The sequence below is a fragment of the Arthrobacter globiformis genome (assembly GCF_046536215.2).
Lineage (GTDB): Bacteria > Actinomycetota > Actinomycetes > Actinomycetales > Micrococcaceae > Arthrobacter > Arthrobacter globiformis_E.
On sequence record NZ_CM143421.1, the window covers coordinates 4,836,055 to 4,853,306 of the forward strand.

Here is a 17,252-nt window from a genome sequence, read left to right on the forward strand (position 1 = left end):
TACTTGACGGGTGAGTCGAACCTGGATAGTCATACCCATGTACAACGAAGCGTCCGTCGTCGGTACCGTCATCGAGGGGCTGCGGAAGGAATTTCCGCACGTTGTTTGTGTTGATGACGGCAGCACCGACGGCTCGCAGGACGTCGCCCGCCAGGCCGGCGCAGTAGTTGTCCAACACCCTGTAAACCTGGGCCAGGGTGCGGCACTGCAGACCGGAATCGAGTATTCGCTGCAGGACCCGCACCTGGACTGCATCGTTACTTTCGACGCCGACGGCCAGCATCGCGTGGTTGACGCGCTGGCCATGGCAGACCGAATCCGATCGGGGGAGGCCGACGTCGTCCTCGGGTCCCGGTTCCTCGATGACCGCACCAAGCTCTCGCCCCTGAAGCGGCTGGTATTGCGGACGGCCGCCATGCAGTCCCGAATGTCCACAGGCATGGCCCTGACCGACGCCCACAACGGCCTTCGCGCATTCAGCCCGAACGTCGCCCGGAACGTCCATCTGCAGCAGAACCGGATGGCGCACGCCTCCGAACTTATCCATCAGCTTGCCGAGATGAATCCGCGCTGGGTGGAGCACCCGGTGGAGATCATTTACACGGACTACTCAAAATCCAAAGGCCAGTCGTTGCTGAACTCGGTCAATATCGTCGCCGACCTCTTCTTTAGGTGAAATTGTGCAGATCATTGTCCAGGTAGCCCTCGTCATTGCCGTCATTATCGTGTCGCTGGCACTGATGCGCGGCGGCTCCAATGCCAGGCACCTTGCCATCCGCCGGATCATGCTGGTTCTTTTCGCCTGCGTGGCGGCGCTCTCCATCTTCTTCCCGGAGCTGCTGACCCGAGTGGCCCGGCTGCTGGGCATTGGCCGCGGAACCGACCTGGTGCTCTACGGCCTCATTGTTAGCTTCATGGTCTTCATGGCAACCACCTACCAGCGCTTTCGGCACATGGAATCCACCCTCACCAAGCTCTCCCGGAGGATTGCCTTGGATGAGACGCCACCGCCGCCCGGTGCTAACGGGCCCCTTGAGCGCAAGGATGCGGAGCCGGACCGGCGCCTGACCCCACCGGCGCACGGAGGGCAGTAGTGCCGGTTCTGTCCGGCACAGCCCGCGCCGCCGTCCAGATGCCGGAGACCGGGCCCACGCGCGAGTATGGCCTGGACATTCTCCGCGTCGTGAGCATTTGCGGCGTGGTCGGGATCCACGTCTTCGGTTACATGCTGGGCCGGGCGCCGCGCGAGAGCCGGCCATGGTGGATCGCCGCAGTGCTGGACGTGAGCTGGATCTGGGTCGTTCCCGTCTTTGTGATGATTTCCGGGGCGCTCATCCTCGGCTCCAGGATGGTTGCAGAACAGCCGGGCCTGTTCTATCGGCGCAGGGCAGTGCGGCTTATTCCGGCGCTTATCGCCTGGAACCTTGTCTACCTCATCGGAGTTCGCGTCTGGATGCGGGGCGAGGACCTGACCCCGCACCGGAGCCTTCAGTTGCTGGTTGATGGCTCGGTGTTCACGCAGCTCTATTTCCTCTGGCTCATTGCCGGGCTGTATGCGGTGGCTCCGGTGCTCGCAGGATTTCTCCGGGCAGGAAACGAGACCCGGGCTGCGAAGATGGCTGCCGCTTTCGTCGCCGTCTCGCTGCTGTTTTACATGCTTCCCGGGGTGCTTGGCCTATTCGGTGTGGCGAGTCCAATCCGCCTCAACTTCCTGACGCACTGGATGCCGTATGTGGGCTACTTCCTCGCGGGGTACGCGTTACGGAATGTCCGGCTCACCGGGCTGAAGCTCACAGTGACCGCCCTCGCAACTGCCGCGATCATCGCCGGAACGGTCTGGCACTACGGCAACAAGGGGGAAATTCGCCTTCTGGATGCCGTTGTTTCGGTCTCCTACCTTGGAATTGGGGTGGCCCTGGCGGCGCTGGGAGTCTTTGTCGTGACGCTGTCGCTGGCCTCGAACCTGAGGCTAAAGCGGACGGCGAAGCCCCTGACGGACCTGTCGAACGCGACCTTTGGGGTCTTCCTCGTGCACCTGGTCATCTTTGAAGCCATCCGGCTGCAGTTTCCCGCGGTGGCTGCCGGGACATCGATCAAGGCCATGGTGCTCGCCTACGCCGCCACGCTGGTGGGAAGCTTCGCTGTTTCAACCGTCGCCCGCCGCGTCCCCGTGCTGCGGAGCATTTTCTAGGCCAACCTGGTGCGTCTTTCGCTCCCTGCCGGAGCGGACGCATGGCCGCACGCCATTTTCGGCAACGGCTGTCTGGGATAATGAACCATATGACTGAGCTGCCCTCGCTGTTGATCCTGACCTTTTCGCCCATTCGCTCGGATCCCAGGGTCCTCAAGCAGGTTGAGCTTTTTAAAGGGAAGTACCGCGTTTCCACGTGCGGCTACGGTGACGCCCCGGACGGTGTGGACAGCCATTTCGCACTGCCCGCCGACTCCCGCGGCTGGCCTTCCGACAAGCTGGGCCTCGTCACACGGCGCTATCCGCGCGTCTACAACGGGCTGACCGCTGTCTCGGCAGCGCGCGGTATCCTTCCGCGCGGCGAGTTCGACGTTATTCTGGCCAACGACCTGAACACCCTTCCGCTGGCACTGGAGCTTCAGCCACGGCTGGGCGTCCACGCCGACCTGCATGAGTTCGCGCCCCGTGAAAAAGAGGATGACCTCAAGTGGCGGCTGTTCGTGGCACCTTTCATGCGCTGGCTGTGCAGGCGCTACCTTCCGTTGGCGGAATCGGTGACCACGGTGTCCCAGGGAATCGCTGACGAATACACCAAGGACTATGGTGTGGCCGCAGGAGTTGTCACCAACGCCGCGCCGTACTCAGAGCGCAGCGTCCGCCCCGTGGGGACGCCCGTCCGACTCATCCACAGCGCCGCCGGCCAGCGGTACCGCAAGCTCGAAAACTTCATTGAAGCCATGCGGGACGCCCCGGCTTGGCTCACGCTGGACATGATCGTCATGCCCAACGAACCGGACTATGTGTCCGAGTTGAAGGAGAAGGCAGCCTCGGTGCCTGCCATCCGGTTCCGCGATCCCGTGCCGTACAGCCAGCTGGTCTCTACGCTTAGTGAGTACGACGTCTCCCTGGTGTTCCTGCCGCCCACGAACTTCAACCTCAAGAACGCGTTGCCGAACAAGTTCTTCGAAGCAGTGCAGGCCCGGATAGGACTCATTGTGGGCCCGTCTCCGGCGATGGTCGCACTTGTCGAACAGCACGGACTCGGCGCCGTGACACCTGACTTCTCTGCAGCGTCGCTGCGGGAAACCCTGCACGGCCTGACCGCGGAAAAGATTGAGGCATGGAAGGCGGCGGCGGACGCCGCCGCCCGACCGCTCTCGGCCGAGTCCCAGGTGCTGGCGTGGCGGCAGGCCGTGGACAGCATCGTGAGAGCGCAGGCTGCGCGGGCCTAAAAGCAGCATGGCCCGCCCTGTGCGGCTAACACGTGCGTAAACAAAGGAGGCGGCTTCCCCGGAGATTTTCCAGGGAGGCCGCCTTTCTTTGGTGAGTGCCGTTATCCGGCGGCGGACGAGGATGAGACGGTGGATGCCGTTCCCAGAGATCCTGCGTTGAGGGCCGCGCCCCACCGGCTCCCGGCCAGGACGGGATAGTAGCGCAGCTGCCCGCTGGTCTGGAGCGCCATCACGCCGTTGCTGGCCGAGCCGGCAAATCCCTGGGTGGCGTAGAACTGCCGGAACGACTGCCATCCGGTTCCGACGGTCTTCCTGGCCTCCCCGATGAATCCGCCCGCGCCCGTGGAGCGATAGAGCTTCATGGCGCCGGCGGAATTGACGGCCAGCAGGTCCTGCTTGCCGTCCGAATCGAAGTCGATCATGGCCAGCTTGAGGCCAGACCACCCGGTGCCGATGCGCACTGGCGCGGCAAGAGTTCCTCCGCTCGGGTTAGCCCAGTAATACAGTGCCCCGTCGGCACCGTACCCGACCAGCCCCGGGTACCTGGACCCGGAAACCCATTTGCCGGCCACGAGCCTGGTTTGAGCAAAGCCCGACGCCGCTACCGTGACCGCGGAACCGAAGCCGCCGGATGCTGAACCGGGGAACAGGGTCAGCGCTCCGCTGGACTTTTGCGCGAGAACGTCGGTCACGCCGTCGCCGTTCCAGTCCACGAGGTTGAGCGACTTCATGCCTGACCAGCCAACACCTATCTGGTAGGCGCTCCCAAAGGACGAATTGCGGGCCGGACGGTTCCAGAGTCCGCCCGCGCCATCAACTGTCAGCACGTCTGCTCTGCTGGTGATCGCCAGTTCGGGGACGAGAAGCCCGCTTCCCGCAATGAGGAGACCGTTCCATCCGGATGGCAGTACCGATTTGGCGCCCAGGGTACCGCCGGCCAGCGGATAGTAGCCCAATTCACCTGTCCGGTCGCGGGCCAGCACGCCGTTCGAGCCGGCCGAAGCAAAACCCTTGACCGGACTGATGCTGTTTTTCGTGTTCCAGCCCGTTGCCAGGAGCTTGCGGGCCTCGGCGATCAGGCTGCCTGTTCCGCTGGAGCGGTACAGCGACATCCGGCCAAGGTAATCAACACCGACGACGTCTTGGTTGCCGTCGCCGTCAGCATCCGTCATGAAGACGTCCGTTCGGGCGAAACCCGAACCTATGGCGGTGGCAGGACCCAGGGTGCTTCCCGAGGGATTCGAACGGAACTGGAGGGCACCGTCCGCAGTGCGGATGACGACTCCCGGATACTTGGCGGCCTTGAGCCACGGCCCAAACGTGACGTCTGCTCCGCTTAGCCCGGATGCCAGAACAGTCTTTGCGGCAAATCCTCCGGCGGCCAGCCCGGCCTGTATGGCCAGCTGCCCCGTTGTGCTGAGCGTTGCCAGGTCCTGGATGCCGTCGGCATTCCAGTCAACGACATAAATGGAGGTGAGGCCGGTAAAGCCGCTGCCGATCTGACTGGCAGTCCCGAGCGTTCCGGCCCCCGATGTGCGCCGGTAGAGGTTGCCTGCGGGATCCACGGTGACGACGTCGGAGGCCGCGGTGATCGACGGGTTCGCCGGGGCGGGGGCAGGGGGAGCCGGGCCCGGAGCCGGAGCCGCATTGATGGTTTCGCCGCCGGCAATCAGATAGTTCGCCCAGCCGGTACCGATGCTGGTGACCGGGCCCCATGTGGAGGTGCCGGGCACCGGGTAGTAGTAGAGCTGGCCGGCCGAGTTCCGGGCCATCAGGCCGTTGGTGCCGGCCCCTTTGAAGTTCGTGGTCACAGTGACGCTCGTCATCTGATTCCAGCCGCTGCCGATGGTCTTGCGGGGCTCGGCCATGAATACGCCGCTGCCGTTCGTGCGGTAGAGCAGCATCGCGCCGGCGGGGTTCTGGGCCAGGATGTCCTGGTTGCCGTCGCCGTCGAAGTCGATCATGGTCAGGTTAAGGCCGCCCCAGCCCTGGGCGATGGCGGTTCCTCCGCTGACTCCGCCACCGGAGGTGTTGTTCCACAACCGGAGGACGCCGGAATCATCACGGCTGATCATCTGCGGATAGTAGCTGCTGTTGAACCAGTAGCCGATGGTCAGTTGGTAGTTGCCCCAACCGGAAGCGGCGAGTACGGGTCCGGTGGCAAACCCGCCGGTGGCGATCCCCAAGTAGACGTTGACCCTTCCCGTTTTCCATTGGGCGACCAGGTCAAGGACACCGTCGGCGTTCCAGTCGATGGCATTGATGGACCGCAGCCCGGTCCATCCGGCGCCGATCTGCTTCCGGGGACGGAAGGTCCCGCTTCCCGTTGCCGGATAGTCCCACAGGACGCCGGCGGAGTCCGCCGCCACCACGTCGCCTAGTGAGGTGATGGACGGAGTGGGGATGGTGCCGTCAGCCGTGGAGGCGAATTTCTGGAGGCTGGCAAAATCCCCGTTCCAGGCGTTGGAGTCGCCGGCGAACGGCCCGGTGGAACTGTACTGCCAGACACTGTAAGTGCCCCACCCATTGGGCATCGACCCCACGTACCGGGAGTAGGAGGCCAGATGGAGGGGCTGGTTGCTGAACGCGCCGGAATTGCCGGTGCACTGGGTCCACCAGTCCGTGGTGGTGTAGATCATGGGGAGCCGGCCGGTTCTGGCCAGGACCCGGTTGGAGAAGGCTGCGATCCAGTTGACCATGGTCCCCTGGCTCATGTTGTAGCAGGTGTTGCCCAGTTCGGCGTAGGGGTTGTACTCGATGTCCAGGAGCGGCGGCATGGTCTTCCCGTCCCCGGTCCAGCCGCCCCCGTTATTGACGAAAAAGTCGGCCTGGGCGGCTGCAGTGGAGACGCCGGGAAGGGCGAAATGATAAGCGCCGCGAATCATGCCTGAGGCCAGTGCGCCTCCGTACTGGGTGCCGAAGTAGCCGTTCGTGTACGTCGTTCCTTCCGTAGCTTTGACGTACGCGAAGCGTGCACCCATGCTGTATTGCGCCGGCCAGTTGACGGTGGCCTGATGGCTGCTGACGTCCAGCCCCTGCACGCCTGGCGCCATCCAGGCGTTGGCGGCCTCGGTGGAGATCGAGTTGAGGGACGATGCCGTGGACTTCTGCGCGAATGTCGCGGCCCGACGCTTCAGGCCCTGTCCCATATAGGCGCCGTCCTTGCCGATTTCCGCCCGAAGAGCAGCCATGTCGACCTGTGCCGGCGCGGGCTGCGGTGCGGTCTGGTTCGTCGGGGCCTGGCTCGGTGCGCTCTCCTGCGCGCTTGACGGAGCCGGTGAGGGCGAGGGGGAGGCCGGCGTCGGGGATGTGGCCGGGTCCGCCGGGGACGGAGCTGCCTGCGCGGGAAGCCCGCCGCCGAGGCAGAGCATTATGGACAGGAGTGTTGCCCCGCCCACCAGTCCAAGCCGCTTCACCTTTACGGTGAGAGCCGCGGAGATTTTGTTATCAGGGGAACACTGCATCTAATACTCCGTAGCCTTCAATATCCGGGCAGAGAGCCGGCTCGTGGCTGACGTCTTCGCCGTCTTGAGTCCCATCACGCCGGCGGCGGTGTAGGCGGCCCATCCTAGCACTGAAGATGCTGATGTTACCAATGGTGCTTATGTGATGCCTGTTACGGACGCAGTGGCGGACCCCTTGCGTCTGTCAAGCGCGGGGTCTGACGCCGTCTTAGTTAACGGCGCACCCGGGACCCCGCATAAAATGAGGGCCATGAAGGTTTTGGTTACCGGCGGCGCCGGCTACATCGGATCACACACGGCTCTTTGCCTGCTCGAGGACGGGCACGACGTCGTCGTGCTGGACAACCTCATGAACTCCAACATTGAGGCGGTCCGCCGGGTCGAGGAACTGGCCGGCAAGAAGGTGGAGTTCCGCGAGGCAGACCTGCTCGACGCCGAGGCTGTCGACCAGGTCTTCGCCGAGGGCGGGTTCGACGCCGTCATCCACTTCGCGGGCCTGAAGGCCGTTGGCGAATCCGTCGCGAAACCGCTCTGGTACTACAAGAACAACGTGGTGGGCACGCTCAACCTTCTCGAGGGCATGGAGAAGGCCGGTGTGCGGCGCCTGGTCTTCAGTTCGTCGGCCACCGTCTACGGCGCCTCAGAGCACGTTCCCCTGATCGAAAAGTCGCCGCTGGATGCAACCAACCCGTACGGCAGGACAAAGGAACAGATCGAGGACATCCTGTCCGACCTGAGTGACGCTGACCCGCGGTGGAGCATCGCCCTGCTGCGCTACTTCAATCCCGTCGGTGCGCACGAATCGGGGCGCATCGGCGAAGACCCCCGCGGTATCCCCAACAACCTGCTGCCCTTCGTGGCGCAGGTCGCGGTGGGGCGCCGTGAGAAGGTGATGGTGTTCGGCAACGACTACCCCACTCCGGACGGGACAGGGATCCGTGACTACATCCATGTCATGGACCTCGCCGCGGGGCACCTGGCAGCGCTGAACTACCTGCAGACGAAGACCGGGGCCTTCCGGTGGAACCTTGGGACCGGCCGCGGTTCGTCCGTCCTGGAGGTCATCGAGGCCTTCGGTGCTGCTGCAGGGCATCCGGTTCCTTACGAGTTTGCACCCCGCCGGCCGGGGGACGCGGCCGTGAGTTACGCGGACGCCTCGGCAGCCTTGGCGGATCTGGGATGGTCGGCGCACCGCGACCTGGCGCAGATGTGTGCTGACCACTGGCGCTGGCAGAGTGCGAACCCCTACGGTTACGCCGGCGAAGCAGCTGAACCGGTGGCCGCTTCCGGCACCGCGTAGTCCGTGGAGCCCGTTTCCGCATACGCCTCGAAGTACGGAGCTCCTGGCAAGCCCACCCCATCGGGCGGGACTGCATATGGCAAGCGGCCCATTCCCGGCCGTTCCGGCGCCGTGGATTTTCTTCGCGTTCTCGGGATTACGGCAGTGGTTGCGGGCCATGTGACTGCCTGGGCCGGTCCACTGACGCGGGAGACGCTCTACCCGTGGCACGTCCCGTTGTTCTTTTTTCTCTCCGGCTACTTCTGGTCAGAAAACAGAACCCTAACGTCTGAGGTCAGGAGTCGCGCAAAATCACTTCTGTTGCCGTACCTGTTCTGGCTCATCGTTATCGCTGCCTGGTCAATCGCCCAGCTGGATGTGATTGGGCCTTCCACCTTCAGCAGACTCCTGCTGGGTGGATCGCGGCTTACCGGACCGTTCGCCGCGTTCTGGTTCGTCACTGCACTGTTTGTGGCTGCAGTCCTCCTTCGCGCCGTCCAGCGGTTCCCGTTGTGGATGCAGTGGGCGGCCGGGCTCGTTGCCCTGGCCGTGACGTACGCCCACAGCAACCTGGTTGCGAAGATTCCGCTGGCTGCCGGCGTGGCCTGCGCCTGCCTCGTGTTCGTGCTGGCGGGACGGGCGTTCAAGAAACTGCGAAGCAGAGTAAAGCGGCCCTTGCTCACGGGATGTCTCCTGCTCCTGGGCTCCGCCTGCGCGATCGTGGCGGATTGGTCGTCGTACCTCGACCTGAAGAATGCCAAGCTTGGGGTGCCCGGGGTGACAGTCGTTGTCGCCGTGGCCATTTGCGCCGGAATGGTGCTCGTTGCCGAGACGCTTGTTCCCCTGGCCGGCCCGCGATTCGCTGCCGGTGTAACCATGCTGGCCAGATGCGGCCTGCTGGTTGTCCTGACGCATGCACTGGTGCTGGTCATCCTGATGCAGTGGGGTGCGGCGCCCTGGCTCGTGTTCGCCGGGTCACTCGTCGTGCCATGGCTGGCCGCCGCGCTGGTTCTTCGGACGCCCCTGTCGCCCTTATTGCTGGGCACTCCCCGGGCTGGGAAGCCACGTTCGGTGCGAACGGATCCGCTGTCCACCCGGACGTAGGGTTATCCACAAACCGGATTTTGTGTCTTGGCTCACGCCGTGGCTTCCCTTAGCTTTAACCCAGATGCACTGCTTCCGCTGGGGGCGGCAGTCGTTCGGGGGAATTCATGGATGCAGTACGCATTGTCGAGGATGAAGTCCGGGAGCTGATCCGTCGGCGTGGTCTCGATCCGTTGCACCAGACTGCCGAGGTCAGGCGGCTCGTGGAAGCGGCAGTTACCGACCATGACGAGCGCGCCCTCATGGGTCCGCTGCCGCCGCTCGGGCCGCTGGAGTCAGCACGGCGGTTTGTCTTTGATGCCGTGGCCGGGTTCGGAGCCCTCCAGCCTTTACTGGATGATCCGGGGATCGAGGAAATCTGGATCAACGCGCCGACGGAAATCTACGTCGCGCGGAACGGTGAATCCGAACTCACCTCACTGAGCCTTACGGATCAGCAGGTCCGGGACCTGGTCGAGCGCATGCTGAAAAGCTCCGGCAGGCGGCTGGACATCTCATCTCCCTTCGTGGATGCGGCCCTGCCGGACGGGTCCCGCCTGCACGTGGTCATCCCGGATGTCACCAGGCGGCACTGGGCCGTCAACATCCGCAAGTTCGTTGTGAAGGCAACCCGGCTGGACCACCTCGTGGAACTCGGCACCCTGACTCCGCAGTCCGGGCGCTTCCTGGGTGCCGCCGTCGCAAGCGGGCTCAACATCCTGGTTTCAGGCGCCACGCAGGCGGGAAAGACCACGCTGCTGAATTGCCTGGCAGCCAGCATAGGCAGCCGGGAGCGCGTCGTAACGGTCGAGGAGATCTTCGAACTGCAGTTTCCGCTGCGCGACGTTGTCGGCCTGCAGTGCCGGCAGCCCAACCTGGAGGGCGAAGGGGAGATCCCGCTCCGCCGGCTGGTTAAGGAGGCTCTCCGGATGCGGCCTGACCGTCTGGTAGTGGGCGAGGTCAGGGAAGCCGAGAGCCTCGACATGCTGATCGCCCTTAATAGCGGCCTGCCGGGAATGTGCACCGTGCACGCAAATTCAGCGCACGATGCCGTGACCAAGATGTGTACACTGCCGCTGCTCGCCGGGGACAACATTTCCAGCGCCTTCGTGGTTCCCACCGTGGCCTCGTGCATCGACTTGGTGGTGCACTGCAGCCGCCTCGCGAACGGGCGCAGGCAGGTGACCGAAATTCTCTCCCTGGGCAGACGGGTCGAGAACGGAATCATCGAGTCCTCCATGATCTTTTCGATGATCGGCGGCCTGCTGGAGCCGACGGCCAACACCATGCCGGCGGAGGAAAAATTCGCGAGGGCCGGCTATGAGGTCGCGGCGCTTTTGGACCCGCGCTGATGGCTGCTCTGCTGGGGGTTCTGACGGGTGCGGGTCTGTTCCTCATCTGGTGGTCTGCCTGGGACCAGCCCGCCCGCCCCAAACGAGGGCCGCGGACGAGCCGACTCCATGACCTGCTGCTGTCCGCCGGCATTGAAAAGGTCACCGCCGCCGGTCTCATCGGCAGCTGCCTGGGCCTTGGCGCTTTTGCGACACTGGCCTTCTTCGCCGTGAGCAGGTCCTGGCCGATTTCGATTTGCTTCGGCCTGTTCGGTGGCTGGCTTCCCGTGGCGGTGGTGAAATGGCGGGCCAAGCGGCGTGCCGCCGTCCTGCGCCGGGTGTGGCCCGACGTCGTCGATCACCTGCGGTCGGCCATCCGGGCCGGGCTGTCGCTGCCGGAGGCACTGATCCAGCTCGGCGACAAGGGACCCGAGGAGTTGCGGCACGTGTTCCGCGACTTTGGCTCGGATTACCGTTCCGGCGGCCAGTTCGATGCGGCCCTCAACAGGCTCAAGGAACGGCTGGCGGACCCCGTAGCCGACCGCATCATTGAGGCACTCAGGCTCACCCGGGAGGTGGGCGGCTCCGATCTCGGCAAGCTGCTCGGGACCCTCGCCGAGTTCCTGCGCGAAAGCGCCCGGACCCGGAGCGAACTTGAGGCGCGTCAGTCGTGGACGGTCAACGCTGCGCGGCTCGCCGTCGCAGCCCCGTGGATTGTCATGCTGCTGCTGGTGAGCCGTCCGGAGGCCGTGACCGCCTATAACACCCCCATGGGGGCGGCCGTGCTGCTGGGAGGCCTGGTGGTGTCGCTGGTGTGTTACTCGGTCATGCTGAAGATCGGAGCCCTCCCGGAGGAAGAGAGGGTGTTGCGATGACCACCGTGCCAGCAGCCGCGATCGTTTGCGGCACAGTCCTCGGCGCCGGTCTCTGGCTCCTCCTGGTCAGGCTCCCGTTCATGCGCTCGGTCAGTTTCGTGGAACGCATCGAACCGCAGCTGAGGTCCCAAAACCTCGAATCGAGGCTTCTGCGGGCGGAGGAACGCGTCCTCACTCCGTTTGGTCCCCTCGAACGCATAGTCCGTCCGCTGATCAGGGAGGCCACTGCCAAACTGGTCCGGTTCAACCTCGGCTCCACAGCACTCAGCCGCAGGCTCGCCCAGGCGCGAATCGACAAGTCTCCTCTGGACTTCAGGGCCCAGCAGCTCTTCTGGGCACTATGCGCGTTCACCGCCGCTGTCAGCGTTATCGTGCTGGCAGCCCTGGCTGGGAGGTTCAGTCCCGTCCTTGCCGTGGCGGTTTCAGTCGGCAGCGGCATCGGCGGCTTCCTCTTCCGGGACTACTGGCTGGGCGTGCAGATCCGGCGGCGGGAAGACCGGATGCTGGCGGAATTCCCGAGCCTGGCCGAAATGATTGCGCTCGCGGTGGGCGCCGGGGAAAGCGCCACCGGTGCCCTCGACCGTGTATGCAGGACAGCCCAGGGTGAGCTTTCCAAGGAATTCAGCCGGGTCCTGGCAGAAACCCGGGCGGGAAAGCCCCTGGTGGAGGCGCTGCAGGAGTTTTCCGCCCGCACGGATCTGGGGCCGCTCATCCGCTTTGTCGACGGCATCATCGTGGCGGTGGAACGCGGAACGCCGCTGGCCGAAGTCCTGAGGGCCCAGGCCCAGGACGTCCGCGATACGGCCAAGCGCGAGCTGATGGAGTCTGCCGGCAAGAAGGAAATCGCAATGATGGTGCCGCTTGTCTTCGGCGTGCTGCCGCTGACAGTGGTGTTCGCCGTGTTCCCCGGGATAGCGGCACTGAGCCTGAATTTTTGACGCCGCTGCCAGGCGTCACAGGCAGGCCGCCACAGGAAGCAAACACGGCCAAACAAACAAGCACAGCACAGCAAACAACTCGGAGAAAAGGAAAGCACATGACATTCATGACCAGGCACGGACTTGCACTTGTCGCCGCAATGGCGGCGCTGATCGGCCACTCGTTGGCACCGGTCCCGCGCCCCCGGAAAAACGCGACATCCGCGGACCATCCCGAGCGGGGGGATGTGCCCGGCTGGGTCATGATCACGCTCATGTCGGCAGTCCTTGTTGCCGCGCTTCTGGCCCTGGCCGGTCCTGCCCTGGAGGCCATGTTCAACCAGGCAATGGACACGGTCGGAAAGTAGCCCGTGGACCGGACCGGCGCGGACACCTCCGGGCGCGAGCGCGGTGCTGCTGTGGTCGACTTCGTGCTCGTGGGCGCCCTGCTGACCATGTTTTTTGTGTCCATCATCCAGCTCGCGCTCATCCTGCACGTCCGGAACACGCTCATCGATGCCGCCGCGTCCGGCGCCCGGTACGGGACCCTGGCCGACCGCAGTGCCGACGACGCCAGGCGCCGCACCGGCGAACTGATCGGCACGGCGCTCAACGCCGACTTTGCCCGTGACATCGCAACGCGCGAAGTCACGTTCCAGGGGCTGCGCACACTGGAAGTGACCGTCAGGGCGCCCTTGCCGGTCATTGGTCTGATCGGTCCGCGCGAAGGGCTGGAGGTCACCGGACATGCGGCGATCACCGGCTGACAGCAGATGGCGGCGCCTCACCAGCAACGTCGCGGGCAGGCTCCGCGAGGCGCTGTGCCTCGGCGTCGGGGTGAGCCGCGGCCCTGAGGCAGGGAGCGGCGACGGGCAGCGGGGGAGCGCGGTCGTGGAGTTCACGTTCCTTGGGCTGCTCCTCATGGTCCCGGTGGTCTACTTCATCATCACCGTTGGCCAGATCCAGGGCGGCTCCTTCGCCGTGGTGGGAGCCGCGGACCAGGCGGCCAAGGTCTTCGTAACCCAGCCCGATGCATCGTCGGGCCGGGCGGCAGCAGAGCAGGCCACCATGGTTGCCCTTGCCGATTATGGCCATCCCGCCGGGAACGCCAGCGTCGAAATCAGCTGCGACTCCGGCAGTGACTGCATGGCGGCGGGCTCCGCGGTCACCGTCACCGTACGGCTCACCGTGCCACTGCCTTTCGTGCCCTTCGGGGAAGCGCTTCGGCTGAACGCCAGTCACCTGAGCGCTTCGGCCACCCAGATTGTGGGCAGGTTCCGTTGACGCCTCGTCCTGCCAACCGCGCCGCCGCCGGACCAGAGCGAACGGGCCATGACGAGGACGGGCAGATGACAGTCCTCATCATCGGATTCGTCATGCTGGCCCTCCTGGTCAGCACCGTGGTCATGGCCGCCTCCAGCCTGTACATCGAGCACAAGAAACTCCTGTCGCTCGCCGACGGCGCCTCCGTGGCCGCCGCCGACTCCTACACGCTGGGCCAGGTCGAAACGGCCGGCGGCACTCCATCAGCGCTGCTGAATGGTGACCGGGTCCGGAACGTCGCCGCCGACTATCTCAGCCGCAGCGGCGCCTTCGGCAGGGTCGACGGTCTGGCCGTGGCCGCCGGAACGGGAACGCCCGACGGTTCCACCGCCGTCGTGGTTCTCAGTGCCACCGTGCACCCGCCGGTGGTCAACTTCCTCATCCCGGACGGCCTCACCATCGCAGCCTCGTCCACCGCACGCTCGCGGCTGACCCGGTAACCCGGACAGCGGGTCCGCCGAGGGCAAAACCGCCGCCCCGGCCACCGGGCCGCCCACAGTCCGGCCGATCAGGGCGGATAGCGTACGCTTAAACAACCATGGCTCAAATTGATTTTGCTGCAGAAATCCGCGCGCTGCGCGGCACCTATACCTCCATCGAAAAGGTCACCGATGTCGAGGCGCTCAAGGAAGAGATCGCAGAACTGAGCGAGCGTGCCGGCGAGCCGGACCTCTGGGACGACCCTGCCGCCGCGCAGGTCATCACCTCGCGGCTGTCGCACCGCCAGTCCGAGCTGGAGCGCCTGAACACCCTGGCTGCCCGCATCGATGACCTCGAGGTGCTGGTGGAACTCGGCCAGGACGAGGACGACGCCGATTCCATGGGGGAGGCGGAGGCCGAGCTGGAGTCCATCCGCAAGTCGCTGAAGGACCTCGAAGTCGTCACCCTGCTCTCCGGCGAGTACGACGAACGCGAGGCCGTGGTCACCATCCGCTCCGGCGCCGGCGGCGTCGATGCCGCGGACTTCGCCGAGATGCTGCTGCGCATGTACCTGCGGTGGGCGGAGCGCCACGGCTACCCCACCACCGTCATGGACACCTCCTACGCGGAGGAAGCGGGCCTGAAATCCGCCACCTTCGAGGTCAATGCGCCGTACGCCTTCGGCACGCTCAGCGTCGAGGCCGGAACACACCGGCTGGTCAGGATCAGCCCGTTCGACAACCAGGGGCGCCGGCAGACGTCCTTCGCCGCCGTGGAAGTCATTCCGCTCATCGAGCAGACGGACTCCATCGACATCCCGGACAACGAAATCCGTGTGGACGTTTTCCGCTCGTCCGGTCCCGGCGGCCAGTCGGTCAACACCACGGACTCCGCCGTCCGCCTGACGCACATCCCCACCGGCACAGTGGTGTCCATGCAGAACGAGAAGTCGCAGCTGCAGAACCGCGCCGCCGCGATGCGGGTGCTCCAGTCGAGGCTCCTGCTGCTCAAGAAGGAGCAGGAGGACGCGGAGAAGAAGGCCCTGGCCGGCGACGTCAAGGCGTCCTGGGGCGACCAGATGCGCTCCTACGTCCTGAACCCTTACCAGATGGTAAAGGACCTGCGGACCGAGCACGAGGTGGGAAACACCACCGCCGTGCTGGACGGCGCCATCGACGACTTCATCGAAGCCGGCATCCGCTGGCGCACTGACAACCGCAACGCCGAACGCTAGCCGCCCGGGGCAACGGACCCAATCCCGCGACACGCCCCTCTGACTCCCGCCTGAGCATGGCAGCCCGTGCGTATAGTCGAGAGGCCGGAGCTCTACTTCCCCCTAGCGAAAGCCCCCGCACCGGTTGCAGACCATGCCCTTAAAGCCGTGTCCTGCAGGGTTTTAGGGTCATGATCCGTTTCGAAAATGTCACCAAGGTCTACGACCAGAAAGCCAGGCCCGCCCTGGATTCTGTCAGCCTTGAAATTGACCGTGGTGAATTCGCCTTCCTCGTTGGCGCCTCGGGATCCGGCAAATCCACATTCCTGCGCCTGGTCCTCAAGGAAGACCGCGCCACATCGGGCATGGTCTACGTCGCCGGCCAGAACGTCGCCAACATCTCCAGCTGGCGGGTGCCCCGCCTGCGCCGCGGAATCGGCGTGGTGTTCCAGGACTTCCGCCTGCTGCCGCAGAAGAACGTCTTCGCCAACGTCGCCTTCGCCATGCAGGTCATCGGCAAGAGCCGCAGCGTCATCCGCGACACCGTCCCGGAGGTGCTCAAAACCGTGGGCCTGGAGGGCAAAGAGAAGCGCATGCCCCACGAGCTCTCGGGCGGTGAGCAGCAGCGCGTCGCCATTGCCCGCGCCGTGGTCAACCGCCCCGGCATCCTGCTGGCCGACGAGCCCACCGGCAACCTGGACCCCACCACGTCCATGGGCATCATGGGCGTTTTGGACAAGATCAACCAGAATGGCACCACCGTGGTCATGGCCACGCACGACGACGACATCGTCAACGAGATGCGCAAACGTGTCGTGGAGCTCAAGAACGGCAAGGTCATCCGCGACGAAGCCCGGGCCCTCTACACGTCGATGATGCCCGTGGTCGGCCAGTCCCGACGGCTCAGGGACGCCAGCGGACGCGAAGACGCGGCGGTACGCGACCAGACCGACGCCAGCGACCAGGCAGCCCGTGACCAGGCAGGGGAGGGCGGGCTGTGAGGCTCCAGTTCATCCTCGGCGAGATCGGCGGCGGCCTGCGGCGCAACCTGTCGATGGTGGTTTCCGTCATCCTGGTGACGTTCGTGTCCCTGACCTTCGTGGGTGCCGCTGGGATGCTCCAGCTGCAGATCAACCAGATGAAGGGCTACTGGTACGACAAGGTCCAGGTGGCCATCTTCCTGTGCGGTGAAGGGTCGACGGCGGCCGGCTGCGCCTCGGGACCGGTGACGGCCGAGCAGCAGGACAACGTGCGGACCTTGCTGGAATCGCCGGCGGTGGCCCAGTACATCAACGACTTCCAGTTCGAGTCCAAGGACGACGCCTACAAGCATTTCAAGGAGCAGTTCTCGAACTCTCCCATCGTCGATTCGGTGACGCCGGACCAGCTTCCCGCCTCATTCCGGATCAACATGAAGGACCCGGAGAAGTACCAGATCATCAGCGAGACCTTTTCCTCGCAGCCGGGCGTGGAAACTGTCATCGACCAGCGGCAGGTCCTGGAGCGGCTTTTCTCCGTCATGAACGCGGCGTCCCTCGTCGCTGTGATCATTGCAGGCGTGATGACGGTGTGCGCCATCCTGCTCATCGCCACCACCATCCGGCTCTCGGCGTTCAGCCGGCGGCGGGAAACCGGCATCATGCGGCTCGTGGGCGCGTCCAAGACCGTGATCCAGCTGCCCTTCATCCTCGAGGGCGTGATCGCAGCCGTCATTGGCGCCGCCCTCGCGTCCGGAACGCTGTGGGCCGTGGCCCACTTCTTCCTGGGGGAATACCTGTCCAAGCAGTACCCGGACACCGCATTCATCTCGCCGGCACAGACCCTGCTCCTTGCCCCGGCCCTCGTTGGGCTGGGTGTTGTTCTGGCAGGCACTTCATCTCTGCTTACGCTCCGCCGATACTTGAGGGTGTAGGCCATGCTCACC

17 protein-coding genes are annotated in these 17,252 nt (G+C 65.0%); 16 read left to right on the forward strand and 1 reads right to left on the reverse strand.

The features are described from left to right. The first annotated feature begins 37 nt into the window (after window positions 1-37). From R5O87_RS21955 to R5O87_RS21970, 4 genes are all read left to right on the forward strand, one after another. A complete protein-coding gene (locus R5O87_RS21955) occupies window positions 38-676 on the forward strand; it encodes a glycosyltransferase family 2 protein (RefSeq protein ID WP_410554055.1) in 639 nt (212 codons plus the stop codon). Between the two features lie 4 nt (window positions 677-680). Next, on the forward strand, window positions 681-1,094 hold the full coding sequence (locus R5O87_RS21960; RefSeq protein ID WP_410554056.1) for a DUF2304 domain-containing protein: 414 nt from the start codon (window positions 681-683) through the stop codon (window positions 1,092-1,094). Next, the gene (locus tag R5O87_RS21965; protein ID WP_410554057.1) at window positions 1,094-2,191 is read left to right on the forward strand and encodes an acyltransferase; all 1,098 of its coding nucleotides are present in this window, start codon (window positions 1,094-1,096) and stop codon (window positions 2,189-2,191) included. The genes R5O87_RS21960 and R5O87_RS21965 overlap by 1 nt, the downstream gene beginning before the upstream one ends. Before the next feature lie 89 nt (window positions 2,192-2,280). Continuing rightward, window positions 2,281-3,423 carry a glycosyltransferase gene (locus tag R5O87_RS21970; RefSeq protein ID WP_410554059.1) on the forward strand — a complete coding sequence of 381 codons (1,143 nt, stop codon included), beginning with the start codon at window positions 2,281-2,283 and terminating at the stop codon, window positions 3,421-3,423. A gap of 101 nt (window positions 3,424-3,524) precedes the next feature. Here the strand turns inward: R5O87_RS21970 and R5O87_RS21975 are convergent, their stop codons facing one another. After that, window positions 3,525-6,887 (reverse strand): GH25 family lysozyme, encoded by a 3,363-nt coding sequence (locus R5O87_RS21975; RefSeq protein WP_410554060.1) that lies wholly within the window; start codon window positions 6,885-6,887, stop codon window positions 3,525-3,527. A 250-nt stretch (window positions 6,888-7,137) separates the two neighbouring features. Here R5O87_RS21975 and galE point away from each other — a divergent pair, with 250 nt between their 5' ends. From galE to ftsX, 12 genes are all read left to right on the forward strand, one after another. Next, on the forward strand, window positions 7,138-8,187 hold the full coding sequence (gene galE, locus R5O87_RS21980) for a UDP-glucose 4-epimerase GalE (protein WP_410554061.1): 1,050 nt from the start codon (window positions 7,138-7,140) through the stop codon (window positions 8,185-8,187). 159 nt (window positions 8,188-8,346) lie between these two features. Then, window positions 8,347-9,270: an acyltransferase family protein gene (locus R5O87_RS21985; RefSeq protein ID WP_462836449.1), complete on the forward strand. Its 924-nt coding sequence runs from the start codon at window positions 8,347-8,349 to the stop codon at window positions 9,268-9,270. 107 nt (window positions 9,271-9,377) lie between these two features. Beyond that, window positions 9,378-10,601, forward strand: coding sequence for a CpaF family protein (locus R5O87_RS21990; protein WP_410554063.1), 1,224 nt, complete (start codon window positions 9,378-9,380; stop codon window positions 10,599-10,601). Continuing rightward, complete coding sequence (locus tag R5O87_RS21995) at window positions 10,601-11,455, forward strand: type II secretion system F family protein (RefSeq protein WP_410554064.1); 855 nt, start codon at window positions 10,601-10,603, stop codon at window positions 11,453-11,455. Before R5O87_RS21990 ends, R5O87_RS21995 begins: the two co-directional genes overlap by 1 nt. Beyond that, the gene (locus R5O87_RS22000; protein ID WP_410554065.1) at window positions 11,452-12,393 is read left to right on the forward strand and encodes a type II secretion system F family protein; all 942 of its coding nucleotides are present in this window, start codon (window positions 11,452-11,454) and stop codon (window positions 12,391-12,393) included. Before R5O87_RS21995 ends, R5O87_RS22000 begins: the two co-directional genes overlap by 4 nt. A 98-nt stretch (window positions 12,394-12,491) precedes the next feature. Further along, window positions 12,492-12,740, forward strand: coding sequence for a hypothetical protein (locus R5O87_RS22005; RefSeq protein ID WP_410554066.1), 249 nt, complete (start codon window positions 12,492-12,494; stop codon window positions 12,738-12,740). Window positions 12,741-12,827: 87 nt separating this feature from the next. Further along, window positions 12,828-13,139, forward strand: a complete 312-nt coding sequence (locus tag R5O87_RS22010; RefSeq protein WP_462836450.1) for a pilus assembly protein — start codon at window positions 12,828-12,830, stop codon at window positions 13,137-13,139. After that, complete coding sequence (locus R5O87_RS22015) at window positions 13,120-13,656, forward strand: hypothetical protein (protein WP_410554068.1); 537 nt, start codon at window positions 13,120-13,122, stop codon at window positions 13,654-13,656. The genes R5O87_RS22010 and R5O87_RS22015 overlap by 20 nt, the downstream gene beginning before the upstream one ends. A gap of 65 nt (window positions 13,657-13,721) precedes the next feature. Continuing rightward, window positions 13,722-14,135 (forward strand): pilus assembly protein TadG-related protein, encoded by a 414-nt coding sequence (locus R5O87_RS22020; protein ID WP_410554069.1) that lies wholly within the window; start codon window positions 13,722-13,724, stop codon window positions 14,133-14,135. A gap of 98 nt (window positions 14,136-14,233) precedes the next feature. Beyond that, a complete protein-coding gene (gene prfB / locus R5O87_RS22025; RefSeq protein WP_410554070.1) occupies window positions 14,234-15,349 on the forward strand; it encodes a peptide chain release factor 2 in 1,116 nt (371 codons plus the stop codon). A gap of 170 nt (window positions 15,350-15,519) precedes the next feature. Continuing rightward, a complete protein-coding gene (gene ftsE / locus R5O87_RS22030) occupies window positions 15,520-16,329 on the forward strand; it encodes a cell division ATP-binding protein FtsE (RefSeq protein WP_410554071.1) in 810 nt (269 codons plus the stop codon). Next, a complete protein-coding gene (ftsX, locus tag R5O87_RS22035; RefSeq protein ID WP_410554072.1) occupies window positions 16,326-17,240 on the forward strand; it encodes a permease-like cell division protein FtsX in 915 nt (304 codons plus the stop codon). Before ftsE ends, ftsX begins: the two co-directional genes overlap by 4 nt. Window positions 17,241-17,252: the final 12 nt, after the last annotated feature.